16 protein-coding genes and 1 tRNA gene are annotated in these 16682 nt (G+C 71.7%); 14 read left to right on the top strand and 3 right to left on the bottom strand.

Annotated features, from left to right (window positions below):
- Positions 1-29: 29 nt before the first annotated feature.
- A complete protein-coding gene (locus BLW82_RS24790) occupies positions 30-2792 on the top strand; it encodes a penicillin acylase family protein (RefSeq protein WP_093501849.1) in 2763 nt (920 codons plus the stop codon).
- Positions 2793-2960: 168 nt separating this feature from the next.
- Here the strand turns inward: BLW82_RS24790 and BLW82_RS24795 are convergent, their stop codons facing one another.
- Positions 2961-3542: a 5-formyltetrahydrofolate cyclo-ligase gene (locus BLW82_RS24795; RefSeq protein WP_093501851.1), complete on the bottom strand. Its 582-nt coding sequence runs from the start codon at positions 3540-3542 to the stop codon at positions 2961-2963.
- A 134-nt stretch (positions 3543-3676) separates the two neighbouring features.
- On the opposite strand from BLW82_RS24795, the gene galU reads away from it, so the two are divergent.
- The 7 genes from galU (at position 3677) to BLW82_RS24830 (ending at position 9421) form a co-directional block, all read left to right on the top strand.
- Positions 3677-4588: a UTP--glucose-1-phosphate uridylyltransferase GalU gene (gene galU / locus BLW82_RS24800; RefSeq protein WP_093501853.1), complete on the top strand. Its 912-nt coding sequence runs from the start codon at positions 3677-3679 to the stop codon at positions 4586-4588.
- The gene (gene glp, locus BLW82_RS24805) at positions 4585-5907 is read left to right on the top strand and encodes a molybdotransferase-like divisome protein Glp (protein WP_093501855.1); all 1323 of its coding nucleotides are present in this window, start codon (positions 4585-4587) and stop codon (positions 5905-5907) included. Before galU ends, glp begins: the two co-directional genes overlap by 4 nt.
- A gap of 129 nt (positions 5908-6036) precedes the next feature.
- Positions 6037-6549, top strand: a complete 513-nt coding sequence (gene moaC, locus BLW82_RS24810) for a cyclic pyranopterin monophosphate synthase MoaC (protein WP_093501857.1) — start codon at positions 6037-6039, stop codon at positions 6547-6549.
- Positions 6546-7082, top strand: a complete 537-nt coding sequence (locus tag BLW82_RS24815; RefSeq protein WP_093501859.1) for a MogA/MoaB family molybdenum cofactor biosynthesis protein — start codon at positions 6546-6548, stop codon at positions 7080-7082. Before moaC ends, BLW82_RS24815 begins: the two co-directional genes overlap by 4 nt.
- Before the next feature lie 20 nt (positions 7083-7102).
- On the top strand, positions 7103-7783 hold the full coding sequence (locus tag BLW82_RS24820; protein ID WP_093501861.1) for a GNAT family N-acetyltransferase: 681 nt from the start codon (positions 7103-7105) through the stop codon (positions 7781-7783).
- A gap of 185 nt (positions 7784-7968) precedes the next feature.
- Positions 7969-9243 carry a divisome protein SepX/GlpR gene (glpR, locus tag BLW82_RS24825; protein WP_093501863.1) on the top strand — a complete coding sequence of 425 codons (1275 nt, stop codon included), beginning with the start codon at positions 7969-7971 and terminating at the stop codon, positions 9241-9243.
- 104 nt (positions 9244-9347) lie between these two features.
- A tRNA-Ala gene (locus tag BLW82_RS24830) sits at positions 9348-9421 on the top strand.
- 374 nt (positions 9422-9795) lie between these two features.
- Here the strand turns inward: BLW82_RS24830 and BLW82_RS24835 are convergent.
- Positions 9796-10296, bottom strand: a complete 501-nt coding sequence (locus tag BLW82_RS24835; RefSeq protein ID WP_093501865.1) for a GNAT family N-acetyltransferase — start codon at positions 10294-10296, stop codon at positions 9796-9798.
- Between the two features lie 58 nt (positions 10297-10354).
- Between BLW82_RS24835 and BLW82_RS24840 the strand changes: the two genes are divergently transcribed.
- Together BLW82_RS24840 and BLW82_RS24845 are read left to right on the top strand one after the other, a co-directional pair.
- Complete coding sequence (locus tag BLW82_RS24840) at positions 10355-11179, top strand: exodeoxyribonuclease III (RefSeq protein WP_093501867.1); 825 nt, start codon at positions 10355-10357, stop codon at positions 11177-11179.
- A 70-nt stretch (positions 11180-11249) separates the two neighbouring features.
- Complete coding sequence (locus BLW82_RS24845; RefSeq protein WP_093501869.1) at positions 11250-12047, top strand: DUF4253 domain-containing protein; 798 nt, start codon at positions 11250-11252, stop codon at positions 12045-12047.
- Positions 12048-12066: 19 nt separating this feature from the next.
- Here BLW82_RS24845 and BLW82_RS24850 read toward each other — a convergent pair whose 3' ends face one another.
- Complete coding sequence (locus BLW82_RS24850; RefSeq protein ID WP_093508246.1) at positions 12067-12687, bottom strand: MerR family transcriptional regulator; 621 nt, start codon at positions 12685-12687, stop codon at positions 12067-12069.
- Between the two features lie 198 nt (positions 12688-12885).
- On the opposite strand from BLW82_RS24850, the gene BLW82_RS24855 reads away from it, so the two are divergent.
- From BLW82_RS24855 to BLW82_RS24870, 4 genes are all read left to right on the top strand, one after another.
- The gene (locus BLW82_RS24855; RefSeq protein ID WP_093501871.1) at positions 12886-14412 is read left to right on the top strand and encodes a flavin-containing monooxygenase; all 1527 of its coding nucleotides are present in this window, start codon (positions 12886-12888) and stop codon (positions 14410-14412) included.
- A complete protein-coding gene (locus tag BLW82_RS24860) occupies positions 14409-15365 on the top strand; it encodes an alpha/beta fold hydrolase (RefSeq protein WP_093501873.1) in 957 nt (318 codons plus the stop codon). The genes BLW82_RS24855 and BLW82_RS24860 overlap by 4 nt, the downstream gene beginning before the upstream one ends.
- Positions 15362-16246 (top strand): SDR family oxidoreductase, encoded by an 885-nt coding sequence (locus BLW82_RS24865; protein WP_093501875.1) that lies wholly within the window; start codon positions 15362-15364, stop codon positions 16244-16246. Before BLW82_RS24860 ends, BLW82_RS24865 begins: the two co-directional genes overlap by 4 nt.
- Before the next feature lie 99 nt (positions 16247-16345).
- Complete coding sequence (locus BLW82_RS24870; protein ID WP_093501877.1) at positions 16346-16615, top strand: hypothetical protein; 270 nt, start codon at positions 16346-16348, stop codon at positions 16613-16615.
- The last annotated feature ends 67 nt before the right edge of the window (positions 16616-16682 follow it).

Raw genomic sequence — 16682 nt, forward strand, 5'->3', positions numbered from 1 at the left:
CCGCTCGCGTTAGGACAGCAAGGACAGCGATGCCCCCCAACACCACCGCCACAACGGGTGACAAGCCTGGCAAGTCCGGCAGGAAGAAGGGGCGCAGAGCCCGACTGATCGTGCTGGTGCTCGTCCTCGCCGTCGTCGGGGGCGTTTTCTACGGGGCGTACTGGTCGGTCAGCACGGTTCGCGCGTCCTTCCCGCAGACCAAGGGTTCGACCACCCTCCAAGGCCTCTCCGGGCCCGTGACCGTGAAGCGGGACGGCTACGGCATCCCGCAGATCTACGCCTCGACCGACGAGGACCTGTTCATGGCGCAGGGCTACGTCCAGGCGCAGGACCGGTTCTACGAGATGGACGTGCGCCGCCACATGACCTCCGGGCGCCTGTCGGAGATGTTCGGCAAGAGCCAGGTGAAGAACGACGAGTTCCTGCGCACCATGGGCTGGGACCGGGTCGCGAAGGAGGAGTACGACACCAAGCTGTCGGCCTCCACGAAGAAGTACCTCCAGGCCTACTCCAAGGGGGTCAACGCCTACCTCCGGGGCAAGGACGGCAAGGACATCTCCCTGGAGTACGCGGCCCTCGGCTTCGTCAACGACTACAAGCCCGAGCAGTGGACCCCCGTCGACTCGGTCTCCTGGCTGAAGGCGATGGCCTGGGACCTGCGCGGCAACATGGACGACGAGATCGACCGCGCCCTGATGACCAGCCGCCTCGGCCCGCAGCAGATCAGGGACCTCTACCCGGACTACCCGTACAGCCGCAACCAGCCGATCGTCCAGGAGGGCCAGTACGACAAGGTCACCCAGACGTTCGAGCAGAGCGACTCCACGAGCGGCTCCGGGACCTCGACGGGCACCAGCGGTACCACGACCTCCTCGTCCACCGGTTCGGCCCTCACGAGCCAACTGGAGAGCCTCTACAACGTCCTGGACGACGTCCCCACGGCCGTCGGCGTGAACGGCCAGGGCATCGGCTCCAATTCCTGGGTCGTCCGAGGCCAGTACACCATCACCGGGAAGCCGCTGCTCGCCAACGACCCGCACCTTTCTGCGTCGCTTCCGTCTGTCTGGTACCAGATGGGCCTGCACTGCACCTCGGTCTCCAGCAAGTGCCAGTACGACGTCACCGGCTACACCTTCGCGGGCATGCCCGGCGTGATCATCGGCCACAACGCGGACATCGCCTGGGGCATGACCAACTCCGGGGTCGACGTCACCGACCTGTACCTGGAGAAGCTCTCCGGCGACGGCTACCTGTACGACGACAAGACCAAGCCCTTCACCACTCGCACGGAGACCATCAAGGTCGCCGGCGGCGCGTCCAAGCAGATCGTCGTACGCCAGACCGCCGACGGCATGCCGCTGCTGTCCGACCGCGACGACGAACTCGTCCAGGTCGGCAAGAAGGCGAGCGTCGACACCGCCGCACCCGACCGCGGCGACGGCTACGGCATCGCCCTGAGGTGGACCGCCCTGGACCCGGGCACCACCATGGACGCCGTCTTCGCCCTCGACAAGGCGTCCGACTGGACCTCCTTCCGGGACGCGGCCGCCCAGTTCGACGTGCCCTCGCAGAACTTGATCTACGCCGACACCAAGAACAACATCGGCTACACGCTGCCCGGCAGGATTCCCACGCGCTCGTCGGCGGACGACGGCTCCATCCCGGCGCCTGGCTGGGACTCCAAGTACAAGTGGACCGGCTTCATCAGGCAGGACGAGCTGCCCTACGAGTACAACCCGAAGCGCGGCTACATCGTCACCGCCAACCAGGCCGTGATCGACAAGGACAAGTACCCCTACACGCTCACCACGGACTGGGGCTACGGCACCCGCAGCCAGCGCATCACCGACCTGATCGAGTCGAAGATCAAGGACGGCGGCAAGATCTCCACCGACGACATGCGCCAGATGCAGACGGACAACAGCAGCGAGATCGCCAAGCTGCTGGTGCCCAAGCTGCTGAAGATCAACCTCGACGACAAGGACGTCCGGGAGGCGCAGAAGCTCCTGGAGGGCTGGGACTACACCCAGGACGCCGACTCGGCGGCCGCGGCCTACTTCAACTCGGTCTGGCGCAACATCCTCAAGCTCGCCTTCGGCAACAAGCTGCCCAAGGAGCTGCGGGTCAAGGGTCAGTGCCTGTGGGTCGACAAGATCGACAGCACCGGTCCGGTGGACGACGACACCAAGGTGCGCGAGTGCGGCGAGCGCGACGCCGACCAGGCCCAGCCGGACGGCGGCGACCGCTGGTTCGAGGTGGTCCGCAACCTCATGAACAAGCCGGACAGCGACTGGTGGAAGACGCCGGCCGGCGCGGGTGACCGACCCAAGGCCGACAACATGGACGAGCTCTTCAGGCGCGCCATGATCGACGCCCGCTGGGAGCTGACCGCCAAGCTCGGCAAGGACATCGACACCTGGAGCTGGGGTCGGCTGCACCGCCTGTTCCTGAAGAACCAGACCCTGGGCACCGACGGTCCGGCCATAGTCCAGTACATCCTCAACCGCGGCCCCTGGAAGCTCAGCGGCGGCGAGGCCACGGTGGACGCGACCGGCTGGAACGCCGCCGGCGGCTACGGCGTCGTGTGGGTCCCCTCCATGCGGATGGTCGTCAACCTCGACGACTTCGACAAATCCAAGTGGATCAACCTCACCGGAGCCTCGGGGCACGCCTTCAGCGCCCACTACACCGACCAGACCGGCACCTGGGCCGACGGCGAACTGCTCTCCTGGTCGTTCTCGGACCAGGCGGTCGACAAGAGCACCAGCGACACCCTCGTCCTCAAGCCCTGAGCCCGAGGGCCACCGCCGCCGAAGCGGCCCGCCACGCACGCGTGGCGGGCCGTTCCGCGTGAGAGCGGCTTCGGCGCGAGGCGGCAGAGCGGCTTCGTGCGCGAGGCGGCAGAGCGGCTTCGTGCGCGAGGCGGCAGAGCGGCTTCGTGCGCGAGGCGGCAGAGCGGTTCAGGGGCCCGCGAACCGGCGCACCCCCGACGGCGTCACCACCGCCTGCACCGGCAGGTCGTGCGCCTCGGCGGGCACCCGCCCGACGACCTCCGTGTCGTACAGCAGCACGACGAGTGCCGGGCGCGCGCCCGCCCGCTCCAGACGCGCCAGCACGCGGTCGTACGACCCTCCGCCGCGCCCCAGGCGCATCCCGCGCGCGTCCACCGCGAGCCCCGGCAGCAGCACGGCGTCCGCGCCGAGCACGGCGTCCGGCCCGAGGCGTTCACCGGCGGGCTCGAACAGAGCCATCTTCCCGTCGTGTTGGACGCGGGCGAGGGAGCCCTCCCCGGCGTACGCGCCCCAGTCCAGGTCGTGGTCCGGCAGCAGCGCGGGGAGCAGCACGCGCACCCCCCGCGTGACCAGCGCGTCCAGCAGCGTGACCGTGCCGGGCTCGTTCCCGACCGAGACGTATGCCGCCACCGTGCGCGCACGCGCCAACTCGGGCAGTTCCAGCGCGTGCCCGGCCAGCGCGGCGGCCGCCTCCCTGACGACATCCGCCGTCAATCTGTTCCTCACTCCGAGGAATTCCCGGCGCAACATTCGCTTGTCACTCTCGGGCCCAGGCCCACCGTGCTCCACAGGTCGTTCCCGCACCCTTCTTCAATCCGCTCATATGAGTGCCAAATACCCGGAGCCTCAGATTCTCCACAAAGGCACCGGATAAGGTTGCGGACATGACTCAGTCGCACCCCAGGATCACCAAGGCTGTCATTCCCGCGGCGGGCCTCGGCACCCGGTTCCTGCCGGCCACCAAGGCCACTCCCAAGGAGATGCTGCCGGTCGTCGACAAGCCCGCGATCCAGTACGTGGTCGAGGAGGCCGTGTCGGCGGGGCTCGACGACGTCCTCATGATCACCGGACGCAACAAGCGTCCCCTGGAAGACCACTTCGACCGCAACTACGAGCTGGAATCGGCGCTCCAGAAGAAGGGCGACGCCGGCCGGCTCGCCAAGGTGCAGGAGTCCAGCGACCTGGCCACCATGCACTACGTCCGCCAGGGCGACCCCAGGGGCCTCGGCCACGCCGTGCTCTGCGCCGCCCCGCACGTGGGCCACGAGCCCTTCGCCGTCCTGCTCGGCGACGACCTGATCGACCCCCGCGACCCCCTGCTCCAGCGCATGATCGAGGTCCAGGAGCAGCACGGCGGCAGTGTGATCGCGCTCATGGAGGTCGACCCGGAGCAGATCCACCTCTACGGCTCCGCGGCCGTGGAGGCCACCGCCGACAGCGACGTCGTGAAGGTGACAGGGCTGGTCGAGAAGCCGGACGCGGCGGACGCCCCGTCCAGCTACGCCGTGATCGGCCGCTACGTCCTCGACCCGCACGTCTTCGACATACTGCGGCGCACCGAGCCGGGCCGCGGCAACGAGATCCAGCTCACCGACGCCCTCCAGCAGCTCGCCCAGGACGAGAAGGTCGGCGGCCCCGTGCACGGCGTCGTCTTCAAGGGCCGCCGGTATGACACCGGCGATCGCGGCGACTATCTGCGTGCCATTGTCCGGCTCGCGTGCGAACGTGAAGACCTGGGCCCGGACTTCCGGACCTGGCTTCGCAGTTACGTAGCCGAGGAGATGCAGCAGAGTTGACCAGCACCGCGACCCGCCCCGCCGGCCCGGACCGCCTGTGGTCGGTGGACGAGCACCTGGAGGACATCCTCACCGCCATCCACCCGCTGGAACCCATCGAGCTGCAACTCCTCGACGCCCAGGGCTGCGTCCTGGTCGACGACGTCACGGTGCCGCTCTCGCTGCCGCCGTTCGACAACAGCTCCATGGACGGGTACGCGGTGCGGGTCGCGGACGTGGCGGGCGCGAGCGAGGAGTTCCCGGCCGTCCTGGAGATCGTCGGGGACGTCGCGGCGGGCGCGGCCGAGCTGACCCCGGTGGGCCCCGGGCAGGCGGTCCGCATCATGACCGGCGCCCCGCTGCCGCCCGGCGCCGAGGCCGTCGTCCCCGTCGAGTGGACCGACGGCGGACTCGGTGAGGGACCGGTCGCCGGGATGCGGGCGCGCAGCCTCGCGCCCGAGGGCGCCGAGGGGCACGTGCGCGTGCACCGGCCGGCCGAGGCACGCGCGCACGTACGCGCGCGGGGCAGCGACGTGAAGGCCGGCGACCTCGCCCTGGCGGCCGGCACCGTCCTCGGTCCGCCGCAGATCGCGCTGCTCGCCGCGATCGGCCGCGGCACGGCACGCGTGCGCCCGCGCCCGCGCGTGGTCGTCGTGTCCACCGGCAGCGAACTCGTCCAGCCCGACGAGGCGCTCGGCAGCGGCCAGATCTACGACTCCAACAGCTTCGCCCTCACCGCCGCCGCCCGGGACGCGGGTGCCATCGCCTACCGGGTGGGCGCCGTCGTCGACGACGCCGAGACCCTGCGCGCCACCATCGAGGACCAGCTCGTCCGTGCCGACCTGATGGTCACCACCGGCGGGGTCAGCGTGGGCGCGTACGACGTCGTCAAGGAGGCCCTGGCGCACGTCGGCGACGAGGACGAGCCGGGCAGCGGCATCGACTTCCGCAAGCTCGCCATGCAGCCCGGCAAGCCCCAGGGCTTCGGCACCATCGGCCCCGACCACACGCCCCTGCTGGCGCTGCCGGGCAACCCCGTGTCGTCGTACGTCTCCTTCGAGCTGTTCGTGCGCCCCGCCATCCGCACCCTGATGGGCCTCGGCGACGTCCACCGGCCGCGCACCACGGCGACCCTCAGGTCCGGCAAGGCGCTCAGCTCGCCCAAGGGACGCAGGCAGTTCCTGCGCGGCGCGTACGCCGACGGCGAGGTGACCGTCGTGGGCGGCGCCGGCTCGCACCTGGTCGCGGCCCTGGCCCACGCCGACGCGCTGATCGTCGTACCCGAGGACGCGGAGTCCGTCGAGCCCGGCACCGACGTCGAGGTCGTCCTGCTCGGCTGACCCGGGTACCCGCAGCCGTCCCCCGGGCGGTCCTGCCCGCTGGTGCGCGCCGTCTTGGCGGTACCGTGTCGCGCACAGCAGACCCGAGCGCCGCACCGCGACGGGCCAGGACCGGGAGCGCCACACAGCATGACTGAGCCCTTCCGGGGGGACACCCCCGGACCCTCCGCGCCAGACCGACTGACGCACCTCGACGACGCGGGCGCCGCCCGCATGGTCGACGTGTCCGGCAAGGACGTGACCGCACGCACCGCCCGCGCCAGCGGACGGGTCCTCGTCTCGCCCCGCGTGGTCGAGTTGCTGCGCGGAGAGGGCGTTCCGAAGGGCGACGCCCTCGCCACCGCGCGCATCGCCGGGATCATGGGGGCCAAGCGCACCCCGGACCTGATCCCGCTGTGCCACCCCTTGGCCCTCTCCGGTGTGAAACTGGATCTGGCGGTCGCGGACGACGCGGTGGAGATCCTGGCCACGGTGCGGACGACGGACCGCACGGGTGTCGAGATGGAGGCGCTCACGGCGGTCTCCGTCGCGGCGCTCACGGTGATCGACATGGTCAAGGCGGTCGACAAGGGAGCGGTCATCACGGACGTACGCGTGGAGGAGAAGACAGGCGGGAAGTCGGGCGACTGGAGCCGGGCGTGAACGCCGGGCCGTCCGCCGACGGTGCGCCGCGCGCGCCGTATCGCGCGCTGGTCGTGACCGCCTCCAACCGCGCCGCCGCCGGTGTCTACGAGGACCGGGGCGGACCGCTGGTCGCGGCGGGCCTGGCGGGCCTCGGGTTCAGAGTGGACGGGCCGCGGGTCGTGCCCGACGGGGACCCCGTGGCGGCGGCGCTGCGCGCGGGTGTCGAGGCGGGGTACGACGTCGTCGTCACCACCGGCGGCACCGGGATCTCGCCCACCGACCGCACGCCGGAGGCGACCCGCGCGGTGCTCGACTACGAGGTGCCGGGCATCTCCGAGGCCGTCCGGGCGTTCGGACGGGAGAAGGTGCCCACCGCCGCGCTCTCCCGGGGCCTGGCCGGGGTGGCGGGCCGGACACTGATCGTCAACCTTCCGGGGTCCACCGGCGGGGTGCGGGACGGCCTCGCCGTCCTGGAACCGCTGCTGGCGCATGCCGTCGACCAGATCCGCGGCGGCGACCACCCCGGGCCGAGCAGCGGGGGTGCGAGCTGAACAGCCTGTCCTGGCCCGTCGTGCTGGCGGACGGCGACGTCGTCCTCCGGCCCATAAGGGTGCGTGACCAGCGGGCCTGGCGCGAGGTCAACCGGCGCAACCGGGACTGGCTGCGTCCCTGGGAGGCCACCATCCCGCCGCCCACGCCGAGCGGGCCGATCGCGCACCGGCCGACCTACCGGCAGATGGTCCGGCACCTGCGGTCCGAGGCGAACGCCGGCCGCATGCTGCCGTTCGTCATCGAGTACCAGGGGCGCCTGGTCGGGCAGTTGACCGTCGCCGGGATCACCTGGGGATCGATGTGCTCGGGACATGTCGGCTACTGGGTGGACCAGTCGGTGGCCGGCCGCGGGGTGATGCCGACCGCCGTCGCGCTCGTGGTGGACCACTGTTTCCGGACCGTTGGCCTGCACCGGATCGAGGTCTGCATTCGCCCCGAGAACCGGCCCAGCCGCCGGGTCGTGGAGAAACTCGGATTCCGTGAGGAGGGGCTGCGGCCGCGTTATCTCCACATCGACGGCGCCTGGCGCGACCATCTCGTCTTCGCCCTCACCGCGGAAGAGGTGCCCGAGGGGTTGCTCGGCCGCTGGCAGCGGGCACGCTCCCAGGGCGCGTCCGCAAAGGCACCGGGCCCGACGGGCACGGGCCCCTCTCCGCACATGCCCCGCAATCCGCAGAACACTCCAGGGAATCCCGGCTAGCCGAACAAATTGAATGGGTGTTCGAAATTGATCGGTTCTTGACCGTCTCGGGGCGTTGAATTCGCGGCTGCGACGGCCTACTGATCGCATCGGTCACAAAAAAAGCTCGAAATATCAGCCGGATCGTGCGACACACCGGCGCAATTGGCAGATGGCCCCACGCAAACCCCTCTACCGTGTGAGGCGTGAGCAGCAGCGGCCTCATCTACGCAGTCATTGTCGGGGCCTGGGCCGCCTACTTGGTGCCGATGTGGCTCCGTAGGCAGGACGAGCTGAACGAGGCCCGTCCGACGGAACGCTTCAGCACCGCCATCCGGCTGCTGTCCGGACGGGCGGGGATGGAGCGTCGGTACGCCAGGGACCTGCGGGCGCGCTCCGCCTCGGAGGGGGAGCAGGACGCCGGCGAACCGGACGCCGCCACCGACTCGGTGGACGTCCGGTCCTTCGCCCTGCCTCCGACCCGCCGTCAGGTCCGGGCGGACGTCCAGCCCGAGAGGGGGCCGGAGGCGCCCGGACGCCAGGAACCGGCGCGCGACCGGACGGTCACGCCGGCGGCCACGTCCGCGCCCCCCCGCCGGGCGGCCACCGCATCCGTACCGGCCCCGGCATCCGCCCCCACGCCTGTGCCCAAGTCGGGCTCCGTGCCCGCCCGCAAGCAGATCCCGACCCCCCGGCGCGCGCCCTCCGCACAGGCGGCCGCGGAACGCGCCCGGCGCTCGAAGGCGCTCGCCCGCCGTCGGCGCACCACCGTCATGCTCTTCGTCGCCTTCACGCTGGGCGCGATCGTCGCCGCCGTCGGCGGACTGGCGTTCCTGTGGGCGCCGGGCGTGCCCGCCGTCATGCTCAGCGCCTACATCGCCTATCTGCGGACGCAGGAGCGCCGACGCTTCGCCTATCAGATGGACCGGCGTCAGGCCGAGGCCGCCGCACAGCGGTTGCGGGAGCGCCAGCCGCGCCGGCGTGCGCCCCTCGACCCGGCCGGCGTCGGCGCGGACGAACCGGAGGAGGGACCAGCGACCGGGACCGACCCCGGCCTGTCCGCGCTCGCCGCCGACCGGCGCGCCCTCGTCGAGCAGACCGACCACGCCGAGTGGGTCGACCAGCAGCGCGAGCGGCAGCGGCGGCCCGGGCGCGGCGACAGCTGGGAGCCGGTGCCGGTGCCCCTGCCGACCTACGTGACCGCACCGGTCGCGCCGCGCGCCACCTCCGACGTGGACCTGGGGGCGCCGGACGCGTGGAGCTCGGCGCGCTCCAGCACCGTCGCGCCGGAGCAGGAGACCAGGCCGGCGGCGCCCGAGGCGGAGGAGGCGGAGTCCGCCGACGACGACAGCACGGCACCGGCCGACGGCCGGACCGACGCCCGCCGCGCCGCCTCCGCCCGCCGGGCGCGCGAGCGCGGCCGCACGCCCCTCTTCGACCAGTACGACGACGGCGACCGCCCCCGCGCGGCCAACGAATGACCTGACGGCGAGGGCGCGGGGCGCCTCGGCACCCCGCGCCTGACCAGTCAGGGAACGGATTTCCAAGCACCCCGACGGGGGTGCTAGAGTTTCACTCGTTGCAAGGGCCTGTGGCGCAGTCCGGTAGCGCACCTCGTTCGCATCGAGGGGGCCAGGGGTTCAAATCCCCTCAGGTCCACTGCACGGTGAGACCCCGCACGATCGTGAAGATCGTGCGGGGTCTTCGTCGTTCGGTCCTCGTCCTTCTCAAGGCGACTGCCCAGCTTCCGTATCGCGTGGGGATCTGCCCGGGAGACGGCGGACTGCGTGTGAGGGAGCGCGGCCGCCGCAGACGGTGACCCGAGCCGGCACGCGGTCACGACGGTCCGCCACCCCGCCTGGTCCATGGCGCCCGTTCTCCCGGCGATATGCGACCTCCGCAGCGGTGCACTGCGAGATCTGCGCTTGTCGCGGACCTCACGGTGCACCACCGTGGCGCGTATGGCCGCACCTGGCGCATCGCCAACAAGGTGGGTCACCGGAGCTCTTGAGCCGTTGCGTGCGGGACGTGTCCTACCGGCCGGCCGGCGGATCCGGCTGCAGGGCCTTCGCGAAGCACCGGCTGGCGTCGTGGTGGCGGTAGTAGCCGAACTTGACGCACGGTTCGTAGCCGCTGGAGGTGTACAGGGCGATGGCCTCCGGCTGCTTGGTGCCGGTCTCCAGGACCATGCGGAGGCGGCCTGCCGCGCGGGCGTCGGCCTCCAGGGCGGTGAGCATGCGGCGGGCGAGGCCGCGGCCGCGCATCGACTCGATGACGAACATGCGCTTGAGCTCGGCGTCGCCGTCCAGGTTGCCCTCGCCGTTCGCGTCCTGGCTGCGCCAGCCGCCGGTGGCCACCGGGCGGTCGGACTCGTCGTAGGCGATCAGGTAGATGCCGTTCGGCGGTGCGAAGTCGGCCGTGTCGAGGACGGTGGCGTCGCCGCCGTCGCCGTAGCGCAGCTGGTACTCGGCCTGGACCTCGTCGTTCAGCTTGACGGCGTCGGGGTGGTCGAAGGCGACCGGACGTATATTCATGTCAGGCATCGTATATTCGTGCAGGCGGTGAACGCGGTGGACAGCGGGACTCCGTCCAGTGTGCCGGTATCGTGCCCTGGTGCTGACTGTGACCTCGGTGAATGTGAACGGGCTGCGGGCCGCCGCGAAGAAGGGGTTCGTGGAGTGGCTCGCGGAGACCTCCGCGGACGTGCTCTGCCTCCAGGAGGTGCGCGCCGAGCCGCAGCAGCTCCCGGAGGAGGTGCGCGCGCCCGGCGGCTGGCACGTGCTGCACGCCCCCGCGGCCGCGAAGGGGCGCGCGGGTGTGTCCCTCTACACCCGGCGTGAGCCGGACCGGGTGCGCGTCGGCTTCGGCTCGGACGAGTTCGACGCGAGCGGGCGCTACGTCGAGGCCGACCTGCCCGGCGTCACCGTCGCCTCCCTCTATCTCCCCTCCGGCGAGGTCGGCACCGAGCGGCAGGACGAGAAGTACCGGTTCATGGGCGAGTTCCTGGCCCATCTGAAGGATCTGCGCGAGCGGGCCGCCGCCGACGGCCGCGAGGTCGTCGTCTGCGGCGACTGGAACATCGCCCACCGGCAGGCCGATCTGAAGAACTGGCGCGGCAACACCAAGAACGCCGGCTTCCTCCCGGAGGAACGGGACTGGCTCGGCAAGGTCCTCGATCCGGCCGACGGCGGATACGTCGACGTGGTACGCGCCCTGCACCCGGACGTCGAGGGGCCGTACACCTGGTGGTCGTACCGGGGGCGGGCCTTCGACAACGATTCGGGATGGCGCATCGATCTCGCCGTGGCGACCCCGGGGCTGGCCGCCCGCGCCGTGAAGGCGGTCGTGGAGCGCGCGGCCGCCCATGAGGAGCGGTGGTCGGATCACGCTCCGGTCACGGTGACCTTCGAGATGTGACGCGGACCGGCGGCGGCTCGGCCCGGGCGCGGCAGGCCGTGTTGTCAGTGCCGCGCTCTACGGTGCGGCCATGACATTCGCGCTGCCCGACGGTCTGCCTCCCGGCCGGTTCGTGTCCCTCGGCCCCACGTCGGTGTGGGTCTCCGACGGCTTTCCGGGCGACGTCCGACACCTGTGGCCCCGCCTGCTGGACGGGCGGAGGGAACACGGCCTGTCTCCGCTCCTGTGCCGGCTCGACGAGATGGGGAAGCCGCTCGGCCCGGAAGAGGTCGACGCCGTCCGCCTCGACGAGGTGCTGGCCGCGGACTTCGCCGAGTACCGACGCAAGAGGCTGCCGTTCTGGACGAACCCCACGCCGGCCCCGGTACCGGAGGAGGAAGAGGAAGGGATCGAGCCGTGGCCGCACGACCCCGGACCGCCCTTCGCGCACTGGCCGGGCCTGGCACCGCACATGCCGGTCACGTCCGCCTGGCCGACCCCCGAGGAGGCCGCGTCGGGCCTGGTGTCCGAGCTCGTGGAGACGGCCCCCTACGGGCTGCGCGACTGCCGCCTCGTCCTCGTTCCCGCCCGTCGCGGCAGCGACGCCCTGGCGGTGACCGGCTGGTCCGCGGAGGCGCCGCTGCCCCTGCTCTGCGCACTCCTGCGCAGCTGGGAGGACCGCTTCGGTGCCGAGGCCGTGGCGGTGTTCGGCAGCGAGCTGAACGTCTCGGTCGCGAGACCTCCCGTCGAGACGGAGCACGCGAACCTGCTTGCTCTGGAGCACGTGCTGTCGACCGCGGACAACATCGTCGACGACCCGCCCACGCCGTTCCCCGAGTACGCGGCGGACCTCGTGGGACGGGCTTCCTGGTCGTTCTGGTGGGACTAGGGACGACCGAGGGCAGCCTTCAGGCCCGCTTGCGGAGCCTGCGGTCCAGGGCCAGGGACACCTCTGCCTCCACCACGCTGCGGGCCAGGGGGCGCAGGCGTTCCATGTCCTCCTCGGGGCCGTGGCGCAGGACGAGGTCGGCGAAGAGTTCGGCGAGGGCGTCGGCGTGTTCGCGGACGCTGCGGCCGGCGGCCAGGACCTCGGCGAGCGGGAAACCCTCGCGGACCAGGGCCTCGGAGGCGTCCAGCAGGCGGCGGCTGATGTGGACGATGTCGTCGCCGTCGGTGCCGAGGTAGCCGAGGTCCATGGCGGCGGCGAGGTTCTCCGGGGTGACCTCGCCCTCGAAGCGGGCGGCGAGTTCCTCGGGGGTGAGGCGGACCGGCTCCTCCTCGGTGGGGGTGTCGACGCCGACCAGGTCGGCGACGTTGCGGCCCTGGTCGAGGGCTTCGGCGAGCTCCGCGATGCCGTTCAGGGTGTGCCCGCGTTCCAGGAGCGCCGAGATCGTGCGCAGCCGGGCCAGGTGGTGGTCGTCGTACCAGGCGATGCGGCCCTCGCGGCGGGGTGGCCGGATCAGCTTGCGCTCGCGGTAGAAGCGCAGGGTGCGCACGGTGATGCCGGCCAGGGTGGCCAGTTCCTCCATGCGGTACTCGCGCCCGCCGCCCGGGGCGGAGGCCGTGGAGGTCGTTCGTCCGCCGTCGTCCGTCACGTGCGCAGCCTATGTTGTACCGCCGGTAACTTTCGTCCGTCCGGGGCCTACCCATCGGTACGGAGCTGTTCTACAGTCCAACCGTGCCAGTGTTCACTGGCGTAATCACAGGCGAGGTGTGGAGGCTCCGGGATGGCCCAGCACGAGCATGTACGGGTGGCGGTGATCGGGTCCGGCTTCGGCGGGCTGGGCGCGGCCGTGCGGTTGCGCAGGGAGGGGATCACCGACTTCGTCGTCCTGGAACGGGCCGGCAGCGTCGGCGGTACCTGGCGGGACAACAGCTATCCGGGGTGCGCCTGCGACGTGCCCTCCCACCTGTACTCCTTCTCCTTCGCACCCAACCCCGACTGGCCGCGCACCTTCTCCGGGCAGGAGCACATCCGCGCCTACCTGGAGCACGTCACGGACGTGTTCGGGCTCCGGCCCCACCTCCGCTTCGACGCCGAGGTCAAGCGGATGACCTGGGACGCGGAGGCGCTGCGCTGGGACATCGAGACCGCCGCCGGCACCTTCTCCGCCGACGTGGTCGTCTCCGCCACCGGGCCGCTGTCCGACCCGAAGATCCCCGCGATCCCGGGCCTGGACTCGTTCCCCGGCAAGGTCTTCCACTCGGCCCGCTGGGACCACGACTACGACCTGCGCGGCAAGCGGGTCGCCATGGTCGGCACCGGCGCCTCCGCGATCCAGATCGTGCCCGCCGTCCAGCCCGAGGTCGACCGGCTCACTCTCTTCCAGCGCACCCCGCCGTGGGTGATGCCCCGCGCCGACCGTGCCATAAGCGCCGCCGAGCGCCGGCTGCACCGCGCGCTGCCCTTCACCACCCGGGCCCGGCGCGGCCTCCTGTGGGGCATCCGGGAACTCCAGGTCCAGGCGTTCACCAAGCACCCCGACGAACTCGGGCTGGTGGAGAGCCTCGCCAAGCGCAACATGGCCCGCGCGATCAAGGACCCGGCGCTGCGCGCCAAGCTCACCCCCGACTACCGCATCGGCTGCAAGCGGATCCTGCTCTCCAGCACCTACTATCCGGCGCTGGCGCAGCCGAACGTGGACGTGGTGGCGAGCGGGCTCAGCGAGGTGCGCGGGTCGAAGGTCGTCGCCGCCGACGGCACCTCCGCCGAGGTCGACGCGATCATCTTCGGTACCGGCTTCCACGTCACCGACATGCCCATCGCCGAGCGGGTCGTCGGCGCCGACGGACGGACCCTCGCGGAGACCTGGAAGGGCGGCATGGAGGCGCTGCGCGGTGCCTCGGCCGCCGGCTTCCCCAACTGGATGACGATCATCGGGCCCAACACCGGCCTCGGGAACTCCTCCATGATCCTCATGATCGAGTCCCAGCTGAACTACATGGCCGACTACCTGCGCCAGCTCCGCGTCCTCGGCGGACGGGCCGCCCTGGACGCGCGCCCCGCCGCCGTGGCCGCCTGGAACCACACGGTGCAGGAGCGCATGAAGCGGACCGTATGGAACACCGGCGGCTGCACCAGCTGGTACCTCGACGCGAGCGGCCGCAACACCACCATCTGGCCCGGTACGACCACGGAGTTCCGGCGCGCGACCCAGCGGGTGGACCTCGCGGAGTACGACGTGATCCGCGCGCCCCTGCCGGGCGGCAGCGCCGGCGGCAGCGACATGGCCGGCGCGGAGGTGGGCGCATGAGCCGGCTCACCCACGTGACCTCCGGGCCGTACGCGCCGCCCGCCCCCGCCGGCGAACTCACCGTCGTCTCCGCCGACGGCGCTCGCCTGCACGTCGAGGTGCACGGCCCCGAGGACGCGCCCCCCGTCGTCCTCGCCCACGGCTGGACCTGCTCGACCGCCTTCTGGGCGGCGCAGATCCGGGAACTGGCCGTCGACCACCGGGTGATCGCGTACGACCAGCGAGGGCACGGACGCAGTCCCGCGAGCCCCGCGTGCACCACCCAGGCGCTGGCGGACGACCTCGAAGCGGTGCTCGCGGGGACCCTCGCCCGCGAGGAGCGTGCCGTGATCGTCGGCCACTCCATGGGCGGCATGACCGTCATGGCGGCCGCCGCGCGCCCCCGCTTCCGCGAGCACGCCGCCGCCGTCCTGCTGTGCAGCACCGGCAGTTCGCGGCTGGTCGCGGAGGCGCTCGTCCTGCCGTTGCGGGCCGGCGGCCCGCGCACCTGGCTGACGGCGCATGTCCTGGCCTCGCGGGCCCCGCTGGGACCCGTCACGCCCCTGGCGCTGCGCATCCTCAAGTACGCGACCATGGGCCCGGATTCCGCCCCGCACATGGTCGAGGCGTGCGCGCGGATCGTGCACGCCTGCCCGCGCGCCGTGCGCCACGCGTGGGCGCACGTCCTCGCGCGGCTCGACCTCGACCACGGCGTACGGGAGTTGACGGCGCCCACCGCGGTCGTCACCGGCACGGCCGACCGGCTCACGCCCCCGGTGCACGCCCGCGCGCTGATCGCCGCGCTGCCGCACCCGCTCGGTCTCACCGAACTGCCGGGCGTGGGCCACATGACGCCGGTCGAGGCACCGGAGCTGGTCAACGGAAAGATCCGGGAACTGGTCACCGCGTACGTGACCGGCGCCCCTGAGGAAGCCGGCGCCGACGGGCCCGAGCGGATCAAGGAGAGCTCATGAGCAGGGTCGGTCTCGAAGGACAGGTCGCCGTCGTCACCGGAGCGGCGCGCGGGGTCGGGGAGTTGCTCGCCCGCAAGCTCTCCGCGCGCGGGGCGAGTGTCGCGCTGGTCGGGCTGGAGGAGGAGGCCCTCAAGGAGGTCTCCGGCCGGCTGCACGGCGACAGCGCGTACTGGTACGCCGACGTCACCGACCACGAGGCGATGAGCCGGGTCGCGCGGGAGGTCAAGGAGCGGTTCGGGAAGGTCGACATCGTGGTGGCCAACGCCGGGGTGGCGAACGGCGGTCCGTTCGCCGACTCCGACCCGGTGGCCTGGCGGCGGGTGATCGAGGTCAACCTGATCGGCTCGGCGGTGACGGCGCGCGCGTTCCTGCCGGTGCTCACCGAGAGCCGCGGCTATCTGCTGCAGATCGCGTCGCTGGCCGCGATCACGCCGGCGCCGATGATGACGGCGTACTGCGCGTCCAAGGCGGGCGTGGAGGCGTACGCGCACAGCCTGCGTGCCGAGGTCGGCCACCAGGGCGTGCGGGTCGGGGTCGGGTACCTGTCCTGGACGGACACCGACATGGTGCGCGGCGCCGACCAGGACGAGGTGATGCGGGAGTTGCGGCAGCGGCTGCCGTGGCCGGCGAACAAGACGTACCCGCTGGGCCCGGCCGTGGACCGGATCGTGGCGGGCATCGAGCGGCGCTCGGCGCACGTGTACGGGCAGTGGTGGCTGCGGGGCATGCAGGGCGTGCGCGGGTACCTGCCGGCGCTGATCGGCACGGTCGGGCAACGCGAGATGAAGCGGTTCGCGCCCCGGCTGCAGGGCATGCGTACGGGGCTCGTCGGTGCAGGTGGGGCGGCCGACGAGGACGCGCGCGCTACGCACCGTAACTGATCGAAATGCGCGCGTAGTCGGCCCGTGTGAATCTGGTCGAGGCCCCACTCGAGACCGACTGAGGGCCGATCCCCTCACCCTCCACGGGAGTGAACCCACATGGGTATGAAGGACAAGGCCGGCAAGATGCAGGGACAGACCAAGCAGAAGATGCAGGAAGGCCGGCAGCAGGCCCCGCAGCGTGGCCAGCAGGCCCCCCAGTCTGGCCAGCAGACGCAGCAGCGTGGCCAGCAGGCCGCCCAGCACACTCAGCAGCGCGGCCAGCAGGCGCAGGAGCGCGGCCGGCAGATGACTGAGCGCGGTCGTCAGCACATGGACGACACCGAGCAGGAGATGCAGGACCGGTTCGACCAGGACTACGACGCCTAGTCGTAGCGCTTGGCTCGGCCGACAGGCGTGGGGCGCCCTTCTTCGCGGAGGGCGCCCTGCGCTTTGT

Source organism: Streptomyces sp. Ag109_O5-10, from assembly GCF_900105755.1.
GTDB lineage: Bacteria > Actinomycetota > Actinomycetes > Streptomycetales > Streptomycetaceae > Streptomyces.

Coding starts and splice junctions, on each gene's coding strand:
- BLW82_RS24790 (WP_093501849.1), top strand. CDS start 30: ATGCCCCCCAACACCACCGCCACAACGGGTGACAAGCCTGGCAAGTCC.
- BLW82_RS24795 (WP_093501851.1), bottom strand. CDS start 3,542: ATGTTGCGCCGGGAATTCCTCGGAGTGAGGAACAGATTGACGGCGGAT.
- galU (WP_093501853.1), top strand. CDS start 3,677: ATGACTCAGTCGCACCCCAGGATCACCAAGGCTGTCATTCCCGCGGCG.
- moaC (WP_093501857.1), top strand. CDS start 6,037: ATGACTGAGCCCTTCCGGGGGGACACCCCCGGACCCTCCGCGCCAGAC.
- BLW82_RS24835 (WP_093501865.1), bottom strand. CDS start 10,296: ATGAATATACGTCCGGTCGCCTTCGACCACCCCGACGCCGTCAAGCTG.
- BLW82_RS24845 (WP_093501869.1), top strand. CDS start 11,250: ATGACATTCGCGCTGCCCGACGGTCTGCCTCCCGGCCGGTTCGTGTCC.
- BLW82_RS24850 (WP_093508246.1), bottom strand. CDS start 12,687: ATGGAGGAACTGGCCACCCTGGCCGGCATCACCGTGCGCACCCTGCGC.
- BLW82_RS24855 (WP_093501871.1), top strand. CDS start 12,886: ATGGCCCAGCACGAGCATGTACGGGTGGCGGTGATCGGGTCCGGCTTC.
- BLW82_RS24860 (WP_093501873.1), top strand. CDS start 14,409: ATGAGCCGGCTCACCCACGTGACCTCCGGGCCGTACGCGCCGCCCGCC.
- BLW82_RS24865 (WP_093501875.1), top strand. CDS start 15,362: ATGAGCAGGGTCGGTCTCGAAGGACAGGTCGCCGTCGTCACCGGAGCG.
- BLW82_RS24870 (WP_093501877.1), top strand. CDS start 16,346: ATGGGTATGAAGGACAAGGCCGGCAAGATGCAGGGACAGACCAAGCAG.